This window comes from Streptomyces sp. NPDC051582 (assembly GCF_040681715.1).
Taxonomy (GTDB): domain Bacteria; phylum Actinomycetota; class Actinomycetes; order Streptomycetales; family Streptomycetaceae; genus Streptomyces.
Genome location: NZ_JBFAZJ010000002.1, coordinates 359,354 through 380,843, shown reverse-complemented (window position 1 = coordinate 380,843; position 21,490 = coordinate 359,354). Strand labels below are relative to the sequence as shown.

Below are 21,490 nucleotides of genomic sequence, written 5' to 3'. Positions count from 1 at the left end.
CCGGTCATCATCGCGGATCACGCGCCGGGAGCCCCTGTGATGCCGGACACGCGGGACGCCCTGGCACGCTTGGGGCATGCGCCTGCTGCCGTTGACCGCCGTCATTGCCCTTGCCGTGCTGCCGGGTTCGGCCGCGGCCGCCGCCGAGTCCTCGGGGGCGGCGCCCGCCTCGGGATCCCCCGGCGCCTCCGGGTTCACGATCACCGATCCGCGGATCAAGGAGTCGAGCGGGCTGGCGGCGAGCCGGATCCACCCGGGCGTCTACTGGACGCACAACGACAGCGATGACGGCCCCTACGTGTACGCGGTGGACTCGGCGACCGGCAAGACCGTGGCCCGGGTGACGCTGACCGGGATCGGGACCCCGCGCGACGTCGAGGCGATCTCGCTGGGCCCGGACGGGCAGCTGTACGTCGGCGACATCGGCGACAACCTGAACGGGACCTGGGACCACGTCTGGATCTACCGCTTCCCGGAGCCGAAGCAGCTGGCCGACGTCACGGTCGAGGCCGAGCAGTTCACGGTGAAGTACGCGGACGGGGCGCGCAACGCGGAGGCGCTGATGGTGCATCCGGTGACGGGCCGGGTCTACATCGCGAGCAAGAGCGAGGACAAGGGCGGGCTGTACGAGGGGCCGCAGAAGCTGTCGGCTTCGGGGACGAACGTGTTCCGGCGGGTCGCGGACCTGCCGTGGGTGACGGACGGTGCCTTCTCGCCGGACGGCGGCCGGCTCACGCTGCGCGGCTACTTCTTCGCGAAGACCTATCCGTGGAAGGACGGGAAGCCGCAGGGCGAGGGCGAGCGGGTGGACGCGCCGTGGCAGGGGCAGGCCGAGTCGGTGACGTACTCGGCGGACGGCGGGACGCTGCTGTTCGGATCGGAGGGGGAGTCGAGCCGGGTGGTGGCGGTCGCGGTGAAGCCGGGGGCGGCCTCCGGCGGCCCGGCGTCCCCCGTTCCCGGGAAGCCGGGCGCGACCCCGGCTCCCGGTGCCCCCGGCCCCGCGGGGGAGCAGGGCGGGGGCGGCTTCACCAAGGGCGCGGCCGTCCTGGCCGTGGGCACGGCCCTGGTCTTCGGCGCCAAGCGGCTCTTGCGCCGCAAGCCGCGCGACTGACGACCGCGACCGACGGCTGCGACCGACGACGGGGCCTCAGGCCGCCGTGACCAGCTCGCGGGGGCGCAGCGAGGGGACGAACGTGACCCCGCGTCGGCTCACGCTGAGCCGGAGGTTGCCGACCCGGGACAGGACCACCGCGATGGTCGCGGCCGCGACCAGGGAGACGAGGCCGCCCGCGGCCATGCCGATCCGGGCCCCGTACGTGTCCGTCACCCAGCCGACGACCGGGGCGCCGACCGGGGTGCCGCCGGTGAACACCATCATGTAGAGCGCCATCACCCGGCCCCGCATCTCGGGGTCGGTGGCCATCTGGACGCTCGCGTTCGCGGTGACGTTGACCGTCAGACCGAACATCCCGATCGGCACCAGCAGCGCCGCGAACAGCCAGAACCCGGGCGCGAAGGCCGTCACGACCTCCAGCGCGGAGAACAGCGCCGCCGCCGCGACCAGCAGCCGCAGCCGGGAGTGCCCGCGCCGGGCGGCCAGCAGCGCACCCGCCAGGGAGCCCACCGCGATCAGCGTGTTGAAGAGCCCGTACGTGCCCGCGTCCCCGTGGAACACGTCGCTGACGAAGGCCGACAGCCAGATCGGGAAGTTGAACCCGAACGTGCCGATGAAGCCGACCAGCACGATCGGCCAGATCAGCTCGGGCCGGCCGGCGACGTACCGCAGGCCCTCCCGCAGCTGGCCCTTGGCGCGCGGCCGCGTCTCCACCGGGTGCAGTTCACGCGCGTGCATCAGCAGCAGGCCGGCGACCGGCGCGGCGAAGGACAGCCCGTTCAGCAGGAAGGCCCAGCCGACGCCGACGGCGGTGATCAGCACACCGGCGATCGCCGGACCGACCAGCCGCGCGGACTGGAAGTTCGCCGAGTTCAGGCTGACGGCATTGGCGAGCTGCTCCTTGCCGACCATCTCGGACACGAAGATCTGCCGCGCGGGGTTGTCCACGACGGTGACGAGGCCGAGCAGGAAGGCCGCGAGGTACACGTGCCAGACCTGTACGTGTCCGGCGAGGGTGAGTGCGGCGAGGGCGACGCCGGTCAGGCCCATCAGGGTCTGGGTCGCGATCAGCAGCGGCCGCTTGGGCAGCCGGTCCGCGAGTACGCCTCCGTAGAGGCCGAACAGCATCATCGGCAGGAACTGCAGCGCGATCGTGATGCCGACCGCGGAGGCGGAGCCGGTCAGGGACAGGACCAGCCAGTCCTGGGCGATGCGCTGCATCCAGGTGCCGGTGTTGGACACCGCCTGCCCCATGGCGAAGAGCCGGTAGTTCCGGATCTTCAGCGAGCTGAACATCGAGTTGTTCTTGCCTGTGGAGCGTGTGGAGCGTGTGGAGCTTGTGGAGCGCGCCGGGCGCCCGGTGGTAGTGGTGGATGTATGGCCGGGTGCGGAGTCTGCTCCGGTTCCCGTACTCAAAAGCGTTCGCCTCCTGGCGTCGTCCGTTACAAGTGCGCGAGCTTCTCCAGGACGGGCGCGGCCTCGCGGAGCTTGGCCCATTCGTCCTCGGTGAGCTCGGCCGCGAGCCCGGCCAGGAAGGCGTTCCGCTTGCGACGGCTCTCTTCGAGCATCGCTTCGGCCTCCTCGGTCTGGGTGACCACCTTCTGGCGGCGGTCGTCCGGGTGCGGCTGCAGCCTGACCAGTCCCTTGGCCTCCAGCAGCGCGACGATGCGTGTCATCGACGGCGGCTGGACGTGTTCGCGCCGGGCCAGCTCACCGGGGGTGGCCTGGCCGCACCGGGCGAGGGTGCCGAGGACCGACATCTCGGTCGGGCTCAGCGATTCGTCGACGCGCTGGTGCTTGAGGCGCCGGCCCAGCCGCATGACGGCGGAGCGGAGGTCGTTCACGGCGGCAGCGTCGTCGCCATGGGTAAGGTCGAGCATCTCTTTAGACTACCTCATTACTCTCTCTAAAGAATGCCATTGAAGCGTGTCACTCGTACGGGTGAGTCCGCAGTGGAAAGCGACACGCGTCCACGTCCTGTGCCACGACTCTTTCGGCATGGGGACACACGTGCTGAGCATGCGCATAGACGGGGAGCTGCTCGACCGCCTCCGGACTCATGCGGCGAAACGCGGAATGAGCGTCCAGGACTACGTGGTCCGGACGCTCATTCGCGATGACTTCGACGAGCGCTTCAAGGCTGCCGTCGACGAGACGGACAAGTTCTACGGGCTCACGTGAGCCCGTGAACGCTTACGTGAGGCCGAGGGCCGGCATCGCGTAGTAGAAGACGAACACCGCCGACACGACGTACATGGCCGCCGGGACCTCGCGGCCCCGGCCGGTCGCCAGCCGCAGCACGCAGAAGGCGATGAAGCCGAAGCCGATGCCGTTGGTGATCGAGTACGTGAACGGCATCATCACCATGGCCAGGAAGGCCGGGACGGCGATGGTGAAGTCGCTCCAGTCGATGTCCCTGACGGAGCCCGCCAGGATCAGGAAGCCGACCGCCACGAGGGCGGGGGTGGCCGCCTGGGACGGGACCATGGTGGCGAGCGGGGTCAGGAACAGCGCCACGGTGAAGAGGCCGCCGGTCACGACGTTCGCGAGGCCCGTACGGGCGCCCTCGCCGACGCCGGCCGTGGACTCCACGAAGCAGGTGGTGGCCGAGGACGAGGTGGCGCCGCCGGAGGCGACGGCCAGGCCGTCGATGAGCAGCACCTTGTTGATGCCGGGGAAGTTGCCGTCCTTGTCGATCAGCTTGGCCTCGTCGCCGACGCCGAGGATCGTGCCCATGGCGTCGAAGAAGCAGGACAGCAGCACGGTGAAGACGAACAGGATGCCGGTCAGTACGCCGACCTTGCCGAAGCCGCCGAACAGGCTGACCTGGCCGACGAGCCCGAAGTCGGGCGCGGCCACCGGGTTGCCCGGCCACTCGGGGACGGTCAGGCCCCAGCCCGAGTCGGGCAGTCCGACGATCAGCTGGACGGCGACGGCGACGACGGTCATGACCACGATGGAGATCAGGATCGCGCCGGGCGTCTTGCGGATCAGCAGGGCCAGGGTCAGCAGGACGCCGACGATGAAGATCAGGACCGGCCAGCCGTGCAGGTGGCCGCCGGTGCCGAGGGTGAGCGGCACGGTGGTGTGCGCGGCGTCCGGGATGCGGGTGACGAAGCCGGAGTCGACCAGGCCGATCAGCATGATGAACAGGCCGATGCCGATCGCGATGCCCTTGCGCAGGCCGAGCGGGACGGCGTTCATGACCCGCTCGCGCAGGCCGGTCGCGACCAGCAGCATCACGACGAAGCCGGCCAGGACCACCATGCCCATGGCGTCGGGCCAGCTCATGCGCGGGGCGAGCTGGAGCGCGACGACGGTGTTCACGCCGAGGCCGGCGGCGAGCGCGATCGGGACGTTGCCGATGACGCCCATGAGGAGCGTGGTGAAGGCCGCCGTCAGGACGGTGGCGGTCACGAGCTGCCCGCTGTCGAGCTGGTGGCCGTACATGTCCTTCGCGCTGCCCAGGATGATCGGGTTCAGCACGATGATGTACGCCATCGCGAAGAAGGTGGCGAAGCCGCCGCGGACCTCGCGGGCGACGGTGGAGCCGCGCTCGGAGATCTTGAAGTGGCGGTCCAGGGCGGATCCGCCGCCGGAGGCGGGGTCCGGGAGGGTGGGCGCGGGGGCGGGGGCCGACGTGCTCATGCGGTCCTCTGGTGTCTTCATTGCGGGGGCATTGGGTGATTCATACGAAGAAAATGGGCCATGCCCACACCGTTTCAGTATGAACACATGAACGAAAGCCCGTCCATCTCCGCGCGTAGACCCCGTTTTGGGCCACCTAGACTTGGGGGCATGGCGAAATGGACTGCGAAGCACGAGGCGCCCGCGCCCCTTGAGGGCCCGATCGTCGCGACCGTCACCGGCGGCACGATCCTCTGGTTCGCCATGTTCGTCGTCCAGCTCCCCTTCTACGGGTGGTTCGCCGACCGGGACCTGCTGTGGTGGGTCTGGTGCTGCGCGGCCGGCGGGTTCCTCGGCCTGATCGGCCTCTGGTACGTACGCGGCCGCGATGCCGCGCTCAAGCGCCACGCGGCCGAGCAGGCAGAGCAGGCCGGGCAGGCCGGGCAGGCCGGGCAGGCCGAACGCGACGGGGAGGGCGCCGCCGGCTGAGGGGCGGCGTCGGGGTCCGGGGGGACCAGGGGACGATTCGGGTCATCCCGAAGTCGGATCTTCGGACTTCTCGGCGGGTGAAGCGGTAAAACCCCCTTTACCGTCGATTGCATGACGCAGCGGGCAGAGATCGAACCAGGCGGTCCCGAGCCGGGCAGCGGCGGCGGGCCCGGCGGCGCGGCCATCGACGCGGGAGCCGAGCTCGATCCGGTGCACCCGGTCCGGCCGCCCGCGCCCCGGTTCAAGCCCGCGGGCCTGACCACCGCCGAAGTCGCCGAGCGCGTCGCTCGCGGGGCCGTCAACGACGTGCCCGTCCGCAGCAGCCGCTCCACCGCCGACATCGTCCGCGCCAACGTCTTCACCCGGTTCAACGCCATCATCGGCGTGCTCTGGGTGGTCATGCTCATCGTCGCGCCGCTCCAGGACAGCCTGTTCGGCTACGTGATCATCGCGAACACCGGCATCGGCATCATCCAGGAGATGCGCGCCAAGAAGACCCTCGACGGCCTCGCCGTCATCGGCGAGGCCAAACCCAGTGTGCGCCGCGACGGCCGGACCGCCGAGATCTCCACCTCCGAGATCGTCCTCGACGACGTCATCGAGCTCGGACCCGGCGACAAGGTCGTCGTCGACGGCAAGGTCGGCGAGGCCGAGGGCCTGGAGATCGACGAGTCCCTGCTCACCGGCGAGGCCGACCCCGTCCTGAAGAAGCCCGGCGACCCCGTCATGTCCGGGTCCTTCGTCGTCGCGGGCGGCGGCGCGTTCACCGCCACCAAGGTCGGCCGCGAGGCCTACGCCGCCCAGTTGGCCGAAGAGGCCACCCGCTTCACGCTCGTCCACTCCGAGCTGCGCTCCGGCATCTCCACCATCCTCAAGTACGTCACCTGGATGATGATCCCGACCTCGATCGGCCTGATCATCAGCCAGCTCGTCGTCAAGGACGACAACCTCAAGGACGCCATCGCCCGCACCGTCGGCGGCATCGTCCCGATGATCCCCGAAGGCCTGGTCCTGCTCACCTCCGTCGCCTTCGCGATCGGCGTGATCCGGCTCGGCCGCAAGCAGTGCCTGGTCCAGGAGCTGCCGGCCATCGAGGGCCTCGCCCGCGTCGACGTGGTCTGCCTCGACAAGACCGGAACCCTCACCGAGGGCGGCATGGACGTCACCGAGCTGCGCCCGCTCGGCGGCGCGGAGCCCTCGTACGTCGAGAAGGTGCTCGGCGCGCTCGGCGAATCCGACCCGCGCCCCAACGCCAGCCTCCAGGCGATCATCGACGCCTACCCGGACAGTGCCGAGTGGCGCTGCACCGAGTCCCTGCCCTTCTCCTCCGCCCGCAAGTACAGCGGCGCCAGCTTCAGCGAGGGCGACGGCGAGAACAACACCTGGCTGCTCGGCGCCCCCGACGTGCTGCTGCCGGCCGGCGATCCGGCCCTCGACGAGATCAACGGCCTCAACGAGCAGGGCCTGCGCGTCCTGCTGCTCGCCCGGGCCGCGCGCGAGCTCGACGACGCGGCCGTGGGGACCGGAGCCAAGCCGACCGCCCTGATCGTCCTGGAACAGCGGCTGCGCCCCGACGCCGCCGACACCCTGCGCTACTTCGAGGACCAGAAGGTCCACGCGAAGGTCATCTCCGGCGACAACGCGGTCTCGGTCGGCGCGGTGGCCGGCAAGCTGGGCCTGCCGGGCGCCGAGAACACCGTCGACGCGCGCACGCTGCCCGCCGACCAGGCCGAGATGGCCGAGGTCCTCGACGAGCACGCGGTCTTCGGGCGGGTCACCCCGCAGCAGAAGCGCGACATGGTCGCCGCGCTGCAGTCCAAGGGTCACACGGTGGCGATGACCGGCGACGGCGTCAACGACGTACTGGCCCTCAAGGACGCCGACATCGGCGTGAGCATGGGCTCCGGCTCCGAGGCCACCCGCGCGGTCGCCCAGATCGTCCTGCTGAACAACAGCTTCTCCACCCTCCCGTCGGTGGTCGCCGAGGGGCGCCGGGTCATCGGCAACATCACCCGGGTCGCCACCCTCTTCCTCACGAAGACCGTCTATTCGGTGCTCCTGGCGATCCTGGTGGTCTGCTTCCAGGTCGAGTACCCCTTCCTGCCGCGCCACCTGACGCTGCTGTCCACGCTCACGATCGGCATCCCGGCGTTCTTCCTGGCCCTCGCGCCGAACAAGGAGCGCGCGAAGCCGCACTTCGTGAAGAGGGTGATGCGGTACGCGATCCCGGGCGGTGTGATCGCGGCGGTGGCCACCTTCGTGACGTACCTGGTCGCCCGCCACCACTACACGGGCCCCGAAGCCCTCCAGGCGGAGACGAGCGCGGCGACGCTGACCCTGTTCCTGACCTCGATGTGGGTGCTGGTCATCATCGCCCGCCCCTACACGTGGTGGCGGGTGGCCCTGGTCGGCTCGATGGGCGCGGCCTTCCTGATCGTCCTGGTCGTGCCCTGGCTCCAGACGTTCTTCGAGCTGAAGCTGGTGGGCGCGGAGCTCCCCTGGACCGCGGTGGGCATCGCCGCGGCGGCCTCGGCCCTGATCGAAGTCACCTTCCGGTGGGTCGACCGGAGGTTCCCGGCGTAGGCCCGGGCCCGCCGCTGCCGACGGGCCCGGTACGGGACGGTCAGTCGAACCAGCGGTCGCGGGCCAGTTCGGCCGTGCGGGAGGGGTCCTCCAGGAGGGCGGCCACCTCGAAGCGGCGGGGCCACTGGGCGGCCGACCAGGCCAGGCCCGCCGCCACGCCCTCCAGGGTGGAGGCGTGCAGGGTGCCGTCCGGGGTGCGGCGCCAGTCGAGTTCCACGCCGCCCGCGATCAGCTCCTCGTGCTCCAGGTAGGTCGCCGGGGTCGAGGGGCCCAGCAGGATCCGTACGGACTCGGGGACCTCGTGCTCCTCGCCCGGCGTCGTGACCTCCGCCGGGACCGTCTCCGAGACGCGGCGGACCTGGAGCAGCTCCGCCAGGTCGGCGGCGCGGGCCGGGGCCACCGGCAGCAGCGGGAGCCCCGCCGTGAGCGGCAGCAGGTCCGGGGCGTCCGCGATCAGCGCGTCCGCGGCGTCGACCACGACGACCTCGCCGTCCACCACCGCGCGCAGCTCGTCCGGGAGCGTGACCTGCTCGGGGTCCAGATCGGCCAGGGCCCCGTACAGGGCGTGCAGCTGGCGGTCCGACACCTCGCGGTCCGGGTCGGCGAGGCGGCCCAGGAGTTCGGCGGCTCCGCCGGGTTCGTCCAGCAGCGCCGGCACGGTCGTGCGTACGCCGAGCGCCCGCAGCACCTGCTCGTCCTCGAAGCCCGTCGCGTCCGCCGGGGTGTACAGGCCCGCCAGCAGCGGGTCGCCGCCCGCCGCGCGCAGGCCCGCCGGGCGGCGGCCGTCGAGCACCGGGTGGTCGCGCAGCCACCAGGCGGTGTACGGGCGCACCGACTGCGTGGTGCCGTCCGGCAGCAGCACCCGTACGGGCTGGGTCAGCGCGTCGCGCAGCGGCGGCTGCGCGAGCATGGCCAGGGCCTGCGGCCAGCAGTCGTCGTCGACGAGATCGAGGTCGCGGACCGCGACGAGTTCCGTGGCCACGGGCGGCAGCGGGGTGTCCGGGAGCTGGTCGAGCACGTCCTCGCACCACACGTCCACCGCGTCCAGCAGGCCCGCGTCGTCCGGCTCGGCGAAGTCCCCGTCGCGGGGCTCCAGTTCGTCCGGGTCGAGGACCACGTCGGCGGCGCGGACCAGCTGGAACACGGCCAGCACCCCGCAGGCGGTCAGCGGCTGCGCGCCCCACCGCTCGGCCAGCTCGCCGTCCACGTACGGGACCTCGTCCTCGCGGATCACCGAGGCCAGCGGGGAGCCCGGCAGCAGCAGCTCGCCGGCGGGCGTGAGCTCCCCGTCCTCGTCCGGCAGGGCCAGCGCGCCCAGCCAGGGTTCGTCGCCCGGCGCCAGGTCGGCGTCGCGGACCAGGCGCAGCACCACCTCGGCCAGCTCGTCGGCGTCGAGGGCGTCCTCGTCCCAGATCTCCCCGGCGTCCAGGGAGGCGGCCACCGCCGCCCGCACCTGCGGGGTCGTCAGGACCGCGCGCGGCGTGGCCGGGAGCGCGCCGAGGCGCTCCAGCAGCGGGTGCGCCGCGTCCGGGTGGGCCACCTTCAGCCCCATCCGGGCCAGGTCCTTCGGGGTGTCCGAGTCGGGCAGCAGTACGTGCCGCGGGCCGATCGTGGTCCGCCCGTCGGCCAGCGGCACCGGCAGGCCCGAGAGCCGGTCCGGGTCCACCCCGGCCAGGGTGTCGTACAGCCGGTGCCACCACTGCGGTCCGCGCTCGATGCCGGCGATCCGCTCGATGGCGTCGCCCAGCGGCAGCCGGCCGACGCCCAGAGTGCGCAGCTCGGGGCGGCGCTCCAGCCCGGCGGGGAGCAGCGTCGGCAGCACCTCGGACAGGACCCGTACGGTCTCGGCGCCCGCGCCCTCCACCACCTCGGCCTCGAAGGGGCGCAGGGCGGCCCGCTCCTCGGCGTGCTCGGCGTGCTCGGCCGGGGCCGCCGGGGCGAGGAACGCCGTACGGGGCAGCCGCTCCAGCACGGCGGCGCGCAGCGCCCCGTCCAGCGGGCCCTGGCCGAGCGGCCCGGGTACGAGGTCCACCAGGGCGGTGCTCACCGGGTCCCAGGAGCCCAGCAGTTCGGCGTAGGCGTCGGCCGCCCGCTCCACCAGGAAGTCGGTCAGCGGCCCGGGCGCGGGGTGCCGGCGGGCGGTGTCGAGCGGCAGGGTCGCGATGAGCAGCGCGGGGATGCCCAGCGGCTCGTCGGTCGGGGTCGGCGCGTGCACCACGGGCGCGGTGGCCGGGCGTACGGGAGCGCCCTCGGTGTCGACGGGGACGGCCCAGGACACCGTCCAGACGGGCCGCAGCCGCTCCTCGACCGGGCGGTCGGCGAGCAGCGCCCGCTCGATGGGGCCGCTGTGGCGGACGGTGCGCCAGCGGCGGGTCTCGCCCGCCGTGCCCGTGCCCGCGCCCTCGTCCTCGTCCTCGATGACGGTGTACGGGCCCTCGTCGCGGCGGCGGAGCGTACGGGTTCCCTCCCGCGGGGTCTCCACGACGATCTCCGCCAGCCCGGGCAGGGTCAGCAGCAGCGCGTCGTCGATGCCGGCCAGCAGCCGCTGCACCAGGTCCCCGGCGGCGGCGTCGCGCAGCGGGAGGACGACCACGGTGTCGTAGCCGTCGGGGGCGGTGCCCTCGGCGGGCAGCGGCAGCCGCAGCAGCGGGACGTGCCCGTCGCGGCGGCGCAGTTCGTCGCCGAGGCCCGGACTGCCGTTGGCGGCGTCGCGGGCCAGCTCGCGGGCCTCGGCGAGGGACCAGCGGACGCCGCCGTGGCGGCCGAGCACGGCGGGCTCGTCGGACACCGCGAGGACGGCGGCGAAGCCGACGCCGAACCGGCCCACGGTGTCGGCCGATCCGGTCGTGACCGTCGCGCCGGTCGCGCCGGTCGCGCCGGGCCGCCCCGCCGGCTCGCGCTTCGCGGAGGCCCGCAGGGTGCTCAGCGACTCCACGCCCGTCGCGTCCAGCGGGGCACCGGTGTTGGCGACGGCCAGCACCGCGTGCCCGGCCTCGCCGGGGTGCAGGGTGAGCCGCAGCCGGCCGGGCACCTCGGCCCGGGCCGCGGCGTCGGCGGCGTTCTGCGCCAGCTCGACGACGAGCCGGTCGCGGTAGCCACCGAGGGCCAGGTCCTCCTCGGCGTTGGCGTCCTCACGGAAGCGGGCCGGGCCCGCGCCCCAGGCGTCGAGCACCCCGCGCCGCAGCCGGGCCGTGCCGAAGGGGTCCGCGCCGCCCTGGGCCGCCGTCACTCGCACGCTCACGCCGCTGCCTCCATGCTGTCCTGCGCCGCACCGCATTCACGGAAATGCCGAATGCGGAGGCCCTGAAGGTATCGCGTGCGGGTCCCGTCGGTCGGAGCGGCCGGGCCCGGTCGCGCCCCGGTCCCTACGCCTGTCCGGTGAGGTGCGCGAAGACGACGACGTTGGAATCCCAGTGGCGGTCGGCGGTGAGGTTGCCGCCGCAGGTGATCAGGCGCAGTTGGGCCGATCCGTGGGTGTCCCCGTAGACCTTGTCCGTGGGGAACGCGTCCTTCTCGTACGTGTCGACTTCGTCGACGGCGAATACGGCGGTGGTGCCGTCGGCCCGGTGGACCTCGATCTTCTCGTCCTTCTTCAGGGACTTGAGGTTGAAGAAGACCGCCCTCGGGGCCTGTGGGGTGTCCATGTGGCCGACGATGGCCGCCGCGCCCCGCTCACCCGGGGTCGGGCCGTCCTTGTACCAGGCCGCGTCGTCCGGCTTGGCGAAGTCCGGCTCCCGCATGACGCCTTGGGCGTCGAGGCCGACCGTGTCGAGCGGTGCGTCGACCTCGATGTCCGGGATCTCGATGCGGTCCGGTACGGACGCGGGGAGGGCGGAGGCCGGCTTCGCGGCCGCCGCCCCGCCGGAGCCGCTGCTCGCCGAGGCGGAGCAGCCGGAGCCGAGGACGGCGGCGAGGGCCGCGGCCCCCGCCAGGGCGGCGGCGCGGCGTGCGCGGCCGCCCCGGCGGGAAGGGGCGGGACGCTGCTCAGGCACGGTCGGCCGCGGCTTCGGGGAGGGGGCCGGCCGGGGCCTGGCCGGTGTTGACGGAGCCCTTGGGCTTCTTGTGCTCGCTCGGCTTGAGCGGGGTCACGGGCTTGACGTCGGGCTTGCCGCCCCCGCCGCCACCCGCCTCGGTGGAGAACTTGACGGTGTCGAACTCCTTGCCGCCCGCGAAGGCGTGCACGCCGTAGTAGCCCGTCTTGACGCCCTTGGCGACGACCGCGGTGCCGGTCCAGGTGCCGTGGCCGTCGCCCTTCAGGTCGACCCGGCCGCCGAACGCGTCGGAGCTGACGTACGCGTTCTGCACGTCGGTCGCCGTCTTGACCGTGACCCCGATCTCGTCGCCGGTGCGGCCGTGGTCGGCCGACAGCTTGAGGGAGGAGACCGGGGCGGGCGGCGTCACACCGGACTTGACGGTCAGCTGGGCGCCGGCCTGGAGCTTCGCGCCGTCCGGGCCGGTGCCGGTGAGGCTCACGCCGTGGCTTCCGTCCGCGACCTCGGCGATCTTCGCCGCGCCGGTCCAGGTGCCCTCGCCCGCCGGGCTCAGCCGTATGTCCTCCAGGGCCTTGGAGGAGACCGACAGGGCGGTGGACCCCTTGGGCGCCCTCACGGTGACCTCGACCTCGTCGCCCGGCTTGCCGGAGGCGGCGGAGAGCCGCAGCGACGCGGAGCTGTCGTTGCTGCCCGTGCTGTGGCCGGCCGAGGGGGACGGGCTCGGACCGGCGGCGAACGCGGGGACGGCGCTGCCCAGGGCCAGCGTCGAGGTGAGGGCTACGGCCGCGAGGGTGACTGCCTTGCGCATGGGATTTCCTCCTGAAGGGGAGGCCGGGGTTCGTTCCCGGCACACCAGACATGAGGGACATCCAGGGCGTTTTGGTTGCAGGCTCGTGGAGGGGCCCTCCACGCGCCTGCCGAAGGTCCCTGCGTATGAAGTCGCAGGTCGCACGCCTGCCAAGGGGGCTGTGTTTGCGGGCTCTTTGCCCCGATTTTTGGGACCAAGGTCCCGAGGTCCGGGCGCTTGCGAAGCGCGCCGCGGAACGGCCGAGCCCCCGGCGACGGGGAGTCGCCGGGGGCTCGTACGGTGCCTTCAGGCCGTGATCAGAGCTGCTCGATCACGTAGTCGATGCACGTGGTGAGCGCCTGCACGTCCGACGGGTCGATCGCCGGGAACATCGCGATGCGGAGCTGGTTGCGGCCGAGCTTGCGGTACGGCTCGGTGTCCACGATGCCGTTGGCGCGCAGCACCTTGGCGACGGCGGCTGCGTCGATGTCGTCCGAGAAGTCGATCGTGCCGATGACGGCGGAGCGCTTGTCGGCGTCCACGACGAACGGGTTCGCGTACTTCGAGGCCTCCGCCCAGCCGTACAGGTGGCCCGCGCTGGCCGCCGTGCGGCCGGTCGTGAACTCCAGGCCGCCCTGGCTGTTCATCCACTTCAGCTGCTGGTCCAGCAGGAAGAGGGTGGACAGGGCGGGGGTGTTGTACGTCTGGTTCTTCAGCGAGTTGTCGATCGCCGTCGGCAGCGAGAAGAACTCCGGGATGTGCCGGCTGCCGGAGGCGTGCACGCGCGCCGCCCGCTCCAGGGCCGCCGGGGAGAACGCCGCCAGCCACAGGCCGCCGTCGGAGGCGAAGGACTTCTGCGGGGCGAAGTAGTAGACGTCGCTCTCGGTGATGTCGACGGGCAGACCGCCGGCGCCCGAGGTCGCGTCCACCAGGACGAGTGAACCGGCGTCGGCGCCCGCGACGCGCTTGACCGGCGCCGCCACACCCGTCGAGGTCTCGTTGTGCGTGTACGCGTACACGTCGACGCCCGCCTCGGCCGCCGGCTCGGGGTGCGTGCCCGGCTCGGAGGAGATGACGGTCGGCTCGTCCAGCCACGGCGCCAGCTTGGCGGCCTTGGCGAACTTGGACGAGAACTCGCCGAAGGTGAGGTGCTGGGACTTGCGCTCGATGAGCCCGGCGGTCGCGATGTCCCAGAAGGCGGTGGAGCCGCCGTTGCCCAGGATCACCTCGTAGCCCTCGGGGAGGGAGAACAGGTCCCGGATGCCGTCCCGCACCGAGCCGACCAGGTTCTTGACCGGGGCCTGGCGGTGGGAGGTTCCGAGCAGGGAGGTACCGGTGGCGGCCAGGGCGTCCAGCGCCTCGGTCCGCACCTTGGAGGGGCCCGCGCCGAAGCGTCCGTCGGCGGGCTTGATGTCAGCGGGAATCTGGATCTCGGCCACGAGCGGAGCGTATCGGGTCCCGGTCCACCCCTTGGAGGCGCGTCCACCCGATGAGACGAGTCCGGCCGGTGGCAGGGTGGGGAACGTGACGTCACCCGGGGAACTCGAACGGACATTGCGGGAGAACCTGCGCGGGGAGGTGGACTTCGGGGCCGCGGCCCGCGCCCTCGCGACGATGGACGCCTCGAACTACCGCCGGGTGCCGGTGGGGGTCGTCGCGCCGCGCGACGCCGCGGACGTGGCGGCCGCGCTGCGGATCTGCGCGGAGGCGGGCGTACCGGTCGTCCCGCGCGGCGGCGGGACCTCGATCGCCGGGCAGGCCACGGGAGTCGGCGTGGTGCTGGACCTGACCCGGCACATGAACGCCCTGGTGTCGCTGGACCCGGCCGCCCGGACCGCCGTGGTCCAGCCGGGGCTGGTGCTCGACCGGCTGCGCGAGGCGGCGCGCCCGTACGGACTGACCTTCGGCCCGGACCCCTCGACGCACTCCCGCTGCACGCTGGGCGGGATGATCGGCAACAACGCGTGCGGGGCCCATTCGGTGGCCTGGGGAACCACCGCCGACAACGTGACGGAGCTGGCGGTGACGGCGTACGCCGGCTCCTCCCACCGGCTCGGGACGGGCTGGGCGGGAGCGCCGGAGGGCCTGCGGGAGCTGGTGGCGGGGAACCTGGCGGTGCTGCGCACGGGCCTGGCGGGGAGTTTCTCGCGGCGGATCTCCGGATACGGCGCCCTGGACGCGCTGCTGCCCGAGAGGGGCGTGCAGGTGGCCCGGGCCTTCTGCGGGAGCGAGGGCACGCTCGGGGTGGTGACCGAGGCGGTCGTACGCCTGGTGGAGGCGCCGCGCGCACCGGCGCTCGCGGTCCTCGGGTACGCGGACGAGAGTGCGGCGGCCGACGCGGCGGCCGGGCTGCTGGGGCACGGGCCGCTGACGGTGGAGGGCATGGCGGCCGACCTGGTGGGGGCTGCGGCCGGGCTGCCGAGGGGCGCCGGGTGGCTGTTCGCCGAGATGCGGGACGAGGGGGCCGCGCGGGCCCTGGTGCGGGCCGCCGACGCGGTGGACTCGGTGGTGGTCACGGACCCGGCCGGGCAGCGGGCGCTGTGGCGGATCCGCGAGGACGCGGCGGGCACGGCGACGCGGATGCCCGACGGGGGGATGGCCTGGCCGGGGTGGGAGGACTGCGCGGTGCCGCCGGCCCGGCTCGGCGCGTACCTGCGGGAGTTCCGCGCGCTGCTGGCGCAGCACGGGCTGCGGGGGACCCCGTACGGGCACTTCGGCGAGGGCTGCGTGCACGTACGGATCGACTTCGACCTGGCGTCGCGGGCGGGGATCGCGCGCTTCCGTGCCTTCTCCACCGACCTGGCGGACCTGGTGGTCTCCCACGGCGGCTCGCTCTCCGGGGAGCACGGGGACGGTCAGGCACGGGCGGAACTCCTGCCGCGGATGTACGGGGAGGACGTCGTCCGGCTCTTCGGCGCCTACAAGGACGTGTGGGACCCGGCGGGCGGGATGAACCCGGGGATCCTGGTCCGCCCGGCCCGTCTGGACGAGAACCTGCGCTTCGCGGTGCTCCCGGCGACGCCGTTCGCGGGGGAGGTGGCGCGCTGCGTGGGCGTGGCGAAGTGCCGGTCCGCCGCCGCGGTGGGTCCGGAGGTGATGTGCCCGTCGTACCGGGTCACGGGGGAGGAGCGGCACTCGACGCGCGGCCGGGCGAGGCTGCTGCACGAGATGCTGGCGGGCGAGGTCCTGACGGACGGCTGGCGCTCGCGGGAGGTCGCGGAGGCGCTGGACCTGTGCCTGGCCTGCAAGGGGTGCCGCAGTGACTGTCCGGTGGGGGTGGACATGGCCGCGTACAAGGCGGAGTTCCTCGACCGTCACTGGCGCGGCCGGATCCGCCCCCTGTCGCACTACGTCCTGGGCGGACTGCCGGCGTGGCTGCGGCTGATCGCCGCGCTGCGGGCGGCGGGGGTGGTCAACGCGGCGGGGCGGGCATTGCGGGCGTTGGGGGTGCTGCGGGCGGCGGGACCGGCCGGGGAGCGAGGGCTGCCGCAGGTGGCCCGGGTGCCCTTCACGCGAGGGTGGCGGGCCGATCCGGCCGATCCGGCCGATCCGGCCTATCCGGCCGGCGCCGTTCCGGCCCCCGCCTCCGCCCCGGCCCCCGCCTCCGCCCCGGCCCCCGCTCCCGCCACGACGGCTCCACGCCGGGTGACGCTGTGGCCCGACACCTTCACCGAGTACCTCGCCCCCGAGGCGGGCCGGGCGGCCGTCACGGTCCTGCGTGCCGCCGGACTCGACGTGTCCCTGCCCCCGAAGGGGGTCTGCTGCGGGCTGACCTACGTCTCCACCGGCCGTCTCGACCGCGCCCGGGCCGTCCTGCGCCGCACCCTGGGCGCCGTGGGCGACGTACGAGGGCCCGTGACGGTCCTCGAACCCAGCTGCGCCGCCGCCCTGCGCACCGACCTCCCCGCCCTCCTTCCCGACGACCCGCGCGCGCAGCGCCTCGCCGACGCCGTGCGGACCTTCGCCGAGACGCTGGAGGAGCACGCCCCGCACTGGCGGCCGCCGCGCCTGGACCGCCCCGTCGTCGGCCAGACGCACTGCCACCAGCACGCCGTCCTCGGCGACGCCGCCGACCGGCGGCTGCGCGAGCGCGCCGGGCTCACGGGCGAGCTCAGCGGCGGCTGCTGCGGCCTGGCCGGGAACTTCGGCTTCGAGCCGGGCCACCAGGAGGTGTCCGTGGCCTGCGCCGAGGAGCAGCTGCTCCCCGCCCTGCGCGCGGCCCCGCCCGGGGCGGCGGTCCTGGCGGACGGATTCTCCTGCCGTACGCAGATCGCCCTGCTGTCCGACGGCGGCCGGGCCCGCCACTTGGCCGAACTCCTGGCGGAGGGCCTGGGCGAGGGCGAAGGGGCGGACGGGTCCGAGGGCGGGGCCGAGGAGGTGTAAGCCAACGCACGCCGCCGTGGCCCTTACGCACCCCTTAGTCTGGATTAATGCCCGCAACCTCACCCAAGTCCGACCGCGCCGCGGCGCCCGCCGACCCCACGACGAGCCCGGCGCTCTCCACGTCGGCCGCCTCGTCGCGCTTCGGCCCCGTCGCACTGGTCATCGCCGCGGGCGTCTCGGTGCAGTTCGGCGCCGCCCTCGCAGTCATGATCATGCCGGGGACGGGCGCCGCGGGCGTGGTCACGCTGCGGCTCGCGGCCGCCGCGCTGGTGCTGCTGCTCCTGTGCCGCCCCAAGGTCCGCGGGTACGCGCGCGCCGACTGGGGCACGGTCGTCGCCTTCGGCGTCGCCATGGCCGGTATGAACGGGCTCTTCTACCAGTCCATCGACCGGATCCCGCTCGGCCCGGCCGTCACCCTCGAAGTGCTCGGCCCCCTCGTCCTCTCGGTGGTCGTCTCGCGCCGTCTGGTCAGCCTGCTGTGGGCCGGCCTGGCACTCGGCGGCGTCGCCCTGCTCGCCGGCCACGGCGGCGGCGAGGGCTTCGGCGGCCTCGATCCCCTCGGCGCCGCCTTCGCGCTCGGAGCGGGCGCGATGTGGGCGGCGTACATCGTGTTCAGCGCGCGTACGGGCCGCCGCTTCCCGCAGGCGGACGGGCTGGCCCTGGCCATGGCGGTGGCGGCGGTGCTCTCGCTCCCGCTGGGCGTGATCGAGGCCGGCCCGGCGCTCCTGGTGCCGAGCACGCTGGCGCTCGGCGTCGGCGTCGCCGTCCTGTCCTCCGTCCTGCCGTACACCCTGGAGCTGCTGGCGCTGCGGCGCCTGCCCGCCCCGACGTTCGCGATCCTGATGAGCCTGGAACCGGCGATCGCGGCCACGGCCGGGTTCCTGCTCCTGAACCAGGCGATGTCGACGATCGACGCGCTGGCGATCGCGCTGGTCATCGCGGCGAGCATGGGCGCGGTCCGCTCCCAGACCCGGAAGGCGTCGGCCTGACGCGTACGGGCGTACGGGCGTACGGGCGTACGTGCGGACGGGCGAGCGCACACCCCCTAGGGGGTGTCGGCCCCGTACCGGGCGGCCATGATGCCCAGCGCGCCGCGGATGCGGGTCCGCAGGGGTGGCGGGGCGAGGACCTCCGCGTCCGGGCCCAGGGACAGGAACTGCTCCTGGGCCCGTTCCTGTGACTCGATCGGGAGGAGCGCCCGGGTCCAGCCCGGCAGGTCCGGATCCGGGGTGCCGCCGGCGGCCAGGGCCCGGGCCTGGACGCCGGTGAGGCGGGCCGCGCCGCGCGGGGAGAGGCGTACCAGCGCCTCCTCCGGGTGGAGCCGGGCATGGAACTCCTCCTGGGTCCGCTGCCAGTACCCCGCCAGGTCGAAGCCCTGCGCAGGCTCCGCGAGCTCCGCCGTCTCGCGCACCGACAGGATCTGGTCCACCCGGTAGGTCCGCGCCCCCGCCGCACCGACCGCCCCCGCCGCGCCGACCGCCCCCGCCGCGCCGACGGCCCCCTCGGCGCCGACCGCCCCCGCCACCAGGTACCAGCGCCCCGCCTTCAGCACCAGCCCGTACGGCTCCAGCCGCCGGTCCACCTCCCGCGGCTCCTTCCAGCGCCGGTAGCGGACCTCGATCACCCGCCCCCGCCACACCGCGTCCGCGACCTGCGCCAGGTACGGGGTCTCCTCGTGCTCCGCGTACCAGCCCGGCGCGTCCAGGTGGAACCGCAGCCTCATCCGGTCCGCCTGCTCGCGCAGCTCCGCGGGCAGCGCCGCCCGCAGCTTCAGCTGGGCCGCCGACAGTGCGCGCCCGAGCCCGAGCTCCGCAGCGGGCCCCGGCATTCCGGTCAGGAACAGCGCCTCGGCCTCGCCCGTGCTCAGCCCGGTCAGCCGCGTCCGGTAGCCGGCCAGGAGCTGGTAGCCGCCGCTGTGCCCGGCGTCCCCGTAGAGCGGGACGCCCGCCGCGGCCAGTGCCTCCGCGTCGCGGTAGACCGTACGTACGGACACCTCCAGCTCCTGTGCGAGCTCGGCGGCGGTCAGCCGTCCCCGGGTCTGGAGCAGCAGCAGGATCGACAGCAGACGGCTCGACTTCACTGACACAGGATGTCAGTGGAGCTGTCCTACGGTCCCCGCATGAACGACTTCGACTTTCTCCTCGGCACCTGGGACGTCACCAACCGCCGGCGCACCGACTTCCTCGACCCCGACAGCGAGTGGGAGGAGTTCCGGGGCGTGTCCCGGGCCTCCCGCCACTTCGACGGCGCCGCGAGCTTCGACGAGATCGAATTCCCGGCCGAGGGCTTCGCCGGTCTGACCCTGCGCCTGTACGACCCGGAGCGCGAGCAGTGGTCGCTGTACTGGGCGAGCCGCCGCACCGGCACCCTCTTCCCGCCGGTACTGGGCCGCTTCACGGACGGCACCGGCGTCTTCGAGGGCGAGGACACGTACGGCGGCAAGACCGTCCGCGTCCGCTTCGTGTGGTCGGCGGTCGCGTCGGGCGCTCCCCGCTGGGAGCAGTTCTTCTCGGTCGACGAGGGCGCGAGCTGGCTCCTCAACTGGACGATGGAATTCGCCCGTCGGGCGTGAAGCCGTACGCCCGCTCCGCCGGCCACGGGGGTGCTCGGCGGGGCGGGCGCGCGGGTGCCCGGCGCTCAGCCCAGCGGCAGGTCCAGGTACGAGGGCGTGGCCTCCGGGGAGGTGAACGCCAGCGTCGCGCGCGGCAGGTTGGCGTCCCCGTAGAACGGGTCGCGGGCGTCGATCACCAGCATCAGCCGGTGCCCGCGCGGGACGTCGTACGCCGTCGCCTGGAGCTCGATGTCGGCGCTGACCAGGCTGTCGGGGGCCGCGTCGAGGTGGGCGTACGGGGCGTGCGTGACGATGTGCGCCGTACCGTCGGGCGCCACCGCGAGCAGGTACGCGACGAACGAGGAGTCGGAGTTCGCGGCGCGGTACGTGACGCGCAGCCGCGGCGTGCCGCGCAGCCGGGCGGTCTCCGCCTCCGGGTCCGCCGTCCACACGGCGGCGACGGTGCGGTCGATGTCGTCCGTCCGGTAGACCTTCGGGCGGCCCGCGATCTCGTCGTACCCGGAGCGGACGATCTCGTCGGCGACGGTCGCCGGGGTGTCCACCCCGCACAGGACGCCCGCGCTCCAGCCGGCCTCGGGCCGCTCGGTGAGCTCCCCGCCGCCGGCCAGGTGCATCCGGCGCACCTGTTCGGTGAGGGATTCCCAGGTGGGGCGGGGTTCCAGGGTCTGGCTCCACATGACCTCGCTGAGCACCTGGCCCTCGTCGGCGATGCCGTTGTCGATCCCCCTGAGGTGCTGGTCGAACCAGCGGTGGGCGTTCGTCCAGATCCGGTTGGGCAGACCGATCATGCCGGTCATCTCGGGCCCGGAGTGGTCGCCGATGGAGAGGTCGAGGCGTTTGGGCCCGGTCAGCTCGTTGAACAGCTTCAGCGTCTGGTTGGCCGGGAAGAGCGTCTCGTGCCAGGCCTGCGAGAAGTAGACGGGGACCTGACGGCGGTTGAGCTCCTTGACGTGGGTGAACGGCGAGCGCTGCTCCGCCCAGCGCAGGGTGCCCTGGATGTCGCGGCCCGCGAGGACGTTCTCGAACACGCTCTGGGTCTGCGGGCTCAGCCTGGCCTTCGAGGCCGCCTTGAGCAGCGCCTCGACGGCGGCCACGTGCCGGGTCCGGTTCTCGTGGAAGGCCTCGCCGAGATCGCCCCAGGTGCTGAGCGCGACCACCGCGTCGACGCGGGTGTCGTGCGCGGCGACGAGCTGGCCGATGCCCGATCCGTACGAGTCCCCCAGGAAGCCGATCTTCGTGACCGGGCCGGCGGTGCGCTCGATGAGGTGGTCCAGGGCCCGGCTGCCGTCGGCGACGTCGAGCGGGCCGGCCACGTCGACCTGGCCCTCGGAGCCGGCGAACCCGCGGGTGCTGTAGGCGAGCACGTTGTAGCCGCGGGCCGCGAACACGCTGGCCTGGACGGCGTACGGGAGCCACCCGTGGTTCGTCCACGGCGAGGGCATCACGATCACCGGCCGCGGGCCGCCCGAGCCGTGCCGCCACAGTGCGGCGTCGAGCAGGTCCCCGTCGGACCCGGCGACCTTGGTGCGGCTGAAGACGGCGACGGACCGGGCGTCGGCGACCTCGGCGGCGCGGGCGGGGGCGAGGCCCGTGACGTCTCCGGTCTCCAGGGCGGCGACGAAAGCGGTGAGGGTGTTCGCGTCGAGTTCGGGATAGAGCGAGAAGGCGGCTGAGATCACGTCGGTTCATCCTCTTCGTCGGGTGACGTTCGGCGAGTGTCTGCTGCGCGTGGGGGCGGCTTCGCGGGGCCTCCGCGAGGAGTTCGCGGAGGGTCTGCGGTGCTCCGCGATGCTTCGCGTTGCCCCGCGGTGATTACGGTGCTCTGCGGTGATTCACGGTGCTCCGCAGTGGTTCACAGTGCTCCGCGGTGGTTCGCGGTGCTTCGCTGGCGACGAAGCGTTCAGTATCGGGGCGAGGCCCGACGAGGGTCCGGCGCTTGGCGG

Annotated in this window: 16 protein-coding genes; 7 read left to right on the top strand and 9 right to left on the bottom strand. The window is 73.4% G+C overall.

Annotated elements, in window-relative coordinates; genetic code table 11:
* The first annotated feature begins 76 nt into the window (after nucleotides 1–76).
* Nucleotides 77–1,111, top strand: a complete 1,035-nt coding sequence (locus tag AB0M92_RS04840; protein WP_366100657.1) for a WD40 repeat domain-containing protein — start codon at nucleotides 77–79, stop codon at nucleotides 1,109–1,111.
* 36 nt (nucleotides 1,112–1,147) lie between these two features.
* Here the strand turns inward: AB0M92_RS04840 and AB0M92_RS04835 are convergent, their stop codons facing one another.
* Complete coding sequence (locus AB0M92_RS04835; RefSeq protein ID WP_366100656.1) at nucleotides 1,148–2,530, bottom strand: MFS transporter; 1,383 nt, start codon at nucleotides 2,528–2,530, stop codon at nucleotides 1,148–1,150.
* A gap of 26 nt (nucleotides 2,531–2,556) precedes the next feature.
* On the bottom strand, nucleotides 2,557–2,994 hold the full coding sequence (locus AB0M92_RS04830; RefSeq protein WP_030156888.1) for a MarR family transcriptional regulator: 438 nt from the start codon (nucleotides 2,992–2,994) through the stop codon (nucleotides 2,557–2,559).
* Nucleotides 2,995–3,112: 118 nt separating this feature from the next.
* Between AB0M92_RS04830 and AB0M92_RS04825 the strand changes: the two genes are divergently transcribed.
* Complete coding sequence (locus tag AB0M92_RS04825) at nucleotides 3,113–3,295, top strand: BrnA antitoxin family protein (RefSeq protein ID WP_229338494.1); 183 nt, start codon at nucleotides 3,113–3,115, stop codon at nucleotides 3,293–3,295.
* Nucleotides 3,296–3,307: 12 nt separating this feature from the next.
* On the opposite strand, the gene AB0M92_RS04820 is transcribed toward AB0M92_RS04825, so the two are convergent.
* Complete coding sequence (locus tag AB0M92_RS04820; RefSeq protein ID WP_366100655.1) at nucleotides 3,308–4,762, bottom strand: NCS2 family permease; 1,455 nt, start codon at nucleotides 4,760–4,762, stop codon at nucleotides 3,308–3,310.
* Between the two features lie 150 nt (nucleotides 4,763–4,912).
* Between AB0M92_RS04820 and AB0M92_RS04815 the strand changes: the two genes are divergently transcribed.
* Entirely contained in the window at nucleotides 4,913–5,230 is a 318-nt protein-coding gene (locus tag AB0M92_RS04815) for a DUF2530 domain-containing protein (protein ID WP_366100654.1), read from the top strand.
* A gap of 111 nt (nucleotides 5,231–5,341) precedes the next feature.
* Nucleotides 5,342–7,813, top strand: coding sequence for a cation-translocating P-type ATPase (locus AB0M92_RS04810; RefSeq protein ID WP_366100653.1), 2,472 nt, complete (start codon nucleotides 5,342–5,344; stop codon nucleotides 7,811–7,813).
* Between the two features lie 40 nt (nucleotides 7,814–7,853).
* On the opposite strand, the gene AB0M92_RS04805 is transcribed toward AB0M92_RS04810, so the two are convergent.
* The 4 genes from AB0M92_RS04805 to serC form a co-directional block, all read right to left on the bottom strand.
* Nucleotides 7,854–11,054 carry a molecular chaperone Hsp90 gene (locus tag AB0M92_RS04805; protein WP_366100652.1) on the bottom strand — a complete coding sequence of 1,067 codons (3,201 nt, stop codon included), beginning with the start codon at nucleotides 11,052–11,054 and terminating at the stop codon, nucleotides 7,854–7,856.
* A gap of 124 nt (nucleotides 11,055–11,178) precedes the next feature.
* On the bottom strand, nucleotides 11,179–11,805 hold the full coding sequence (locus AB0M92_RS04800) for a class F sortase (RefSeq protein ID WP_366100651.1): 627 nt from the start codon (nucleotides 11,803–11,805) through the stop codon (nucleotides 11,179–11,181).
* The gene (locus AB0M92_RS04795) at nucleotides 11,798–12,613 is read right to left on the bottom strand and encodes a hypothetical protein (RefSeq protein ID WP_366100650.1); all 816 of its coding nucleotides are present in this window, start codon (nucleotides 12,611–12,613) and stop codon (nucleotides 11,798–11,800) included. The genes AB0M92_RS04800 and AB0M92_RS04795 overlap by 8 nt, the downstream gene beginning before the upstream one ends.
* Nucleotides 12,614–12,909: 296 nt before the next feature.
* Nucleotides 12,910–14,031 (bottom strand): phosphoserine transaminase, encoded by a 1,122-nt coding sequence (serC, locus tag AB0M92_RS04790; protein ID WP_366100648.1) that lies wholly within the window; start codon nucleotides 14,029–14,031, stop codon nucleotides 12,910–12,912.
* Between the two features lie 175 nt (nucleotides 14,032–14,206).
* Between serC and AB0M92_RS04785 the strand changes: the two genes are divergently transcribed.
* Nucleotides 14,207–16,975 carry an FAD-binding and (Fe-S)-binding domain-containing protein gene (locus tag AB0M92_RS04785; RefSeq protein WP_366100809.1) on the top strand — a complete coding sequence of 923 codons (2,769 nt, stop codon included), beginning with the start codon at nucleotides 14,207–14,209 and terminating at the stop codon, nucleotides 16,973–16,975.
* 47 nt (nucleotides 16,976–17,022) lie between these two features.
* Nucleotides 17,023–17,964: an EamA family transporter gene (locus AB0M92_RS04780; RefSeq protein ID WP_366100647.1), complete on the top strand. Its 942-nt coding sequence runs from the start codon at nucleotides 17,023–17,025 to the stop codon at nucleotides 17,962–17,964.
* Nucleotides 17,965–18,020: 56 nt separating this feature from the next.
* Here the strand turns inward: AB0M92_RS04780 and AB0M92_RS04775 are convergent, their stop codons facing one another.
* Nucleotides 18,021–19,055, bottom strand: coding sequence for a WYL domain-containing protein (locus AB0M92_RS04775; RefSeq protein WP_366100646.1), 1,035 nt, complete (start codon nucleotides 19,053–19,055; stop codon nucleotides 18,021–18,023).
* Nucleotides 19,056–19,094: 39 nt separating this feature from the next.
* Here AB0M92_RS04775 and AB0M92_RS04770 point away from each other — a divergent pair, with 39 nt between their 5' ends.
* Complete coding sequence (locus AB0M92_RS04770) at nucleotides 19,095–19,547, top strand: hypothetical protein (protein ID WP_366100645.1); 453 nt, start codon at nucleotides 19,095–19,097, stop codon at nucleotides 19,545–19,547.
* A gap of 65 nt (nucleotides 19,548–19,612) precedes the next feature.
* Here AB0M92_RS04770 and AB0M92_RS04765 read toward each other — a convergent pair whose 3' ends face one another.
* Complete coding sequence (locus AB0M92_RS04765; protein ID WP_366100644.1) at nucleotides 19,613–21,226, bottom strand: CocE/NonD family hydrolase; 1,614 nt, start codon at nucleotides 21,224–21,226, stop codon at nucleotides 19,613–19,615.
* Nucleotides 21,227–21,490: the final 264 nt, after the last annotated feature.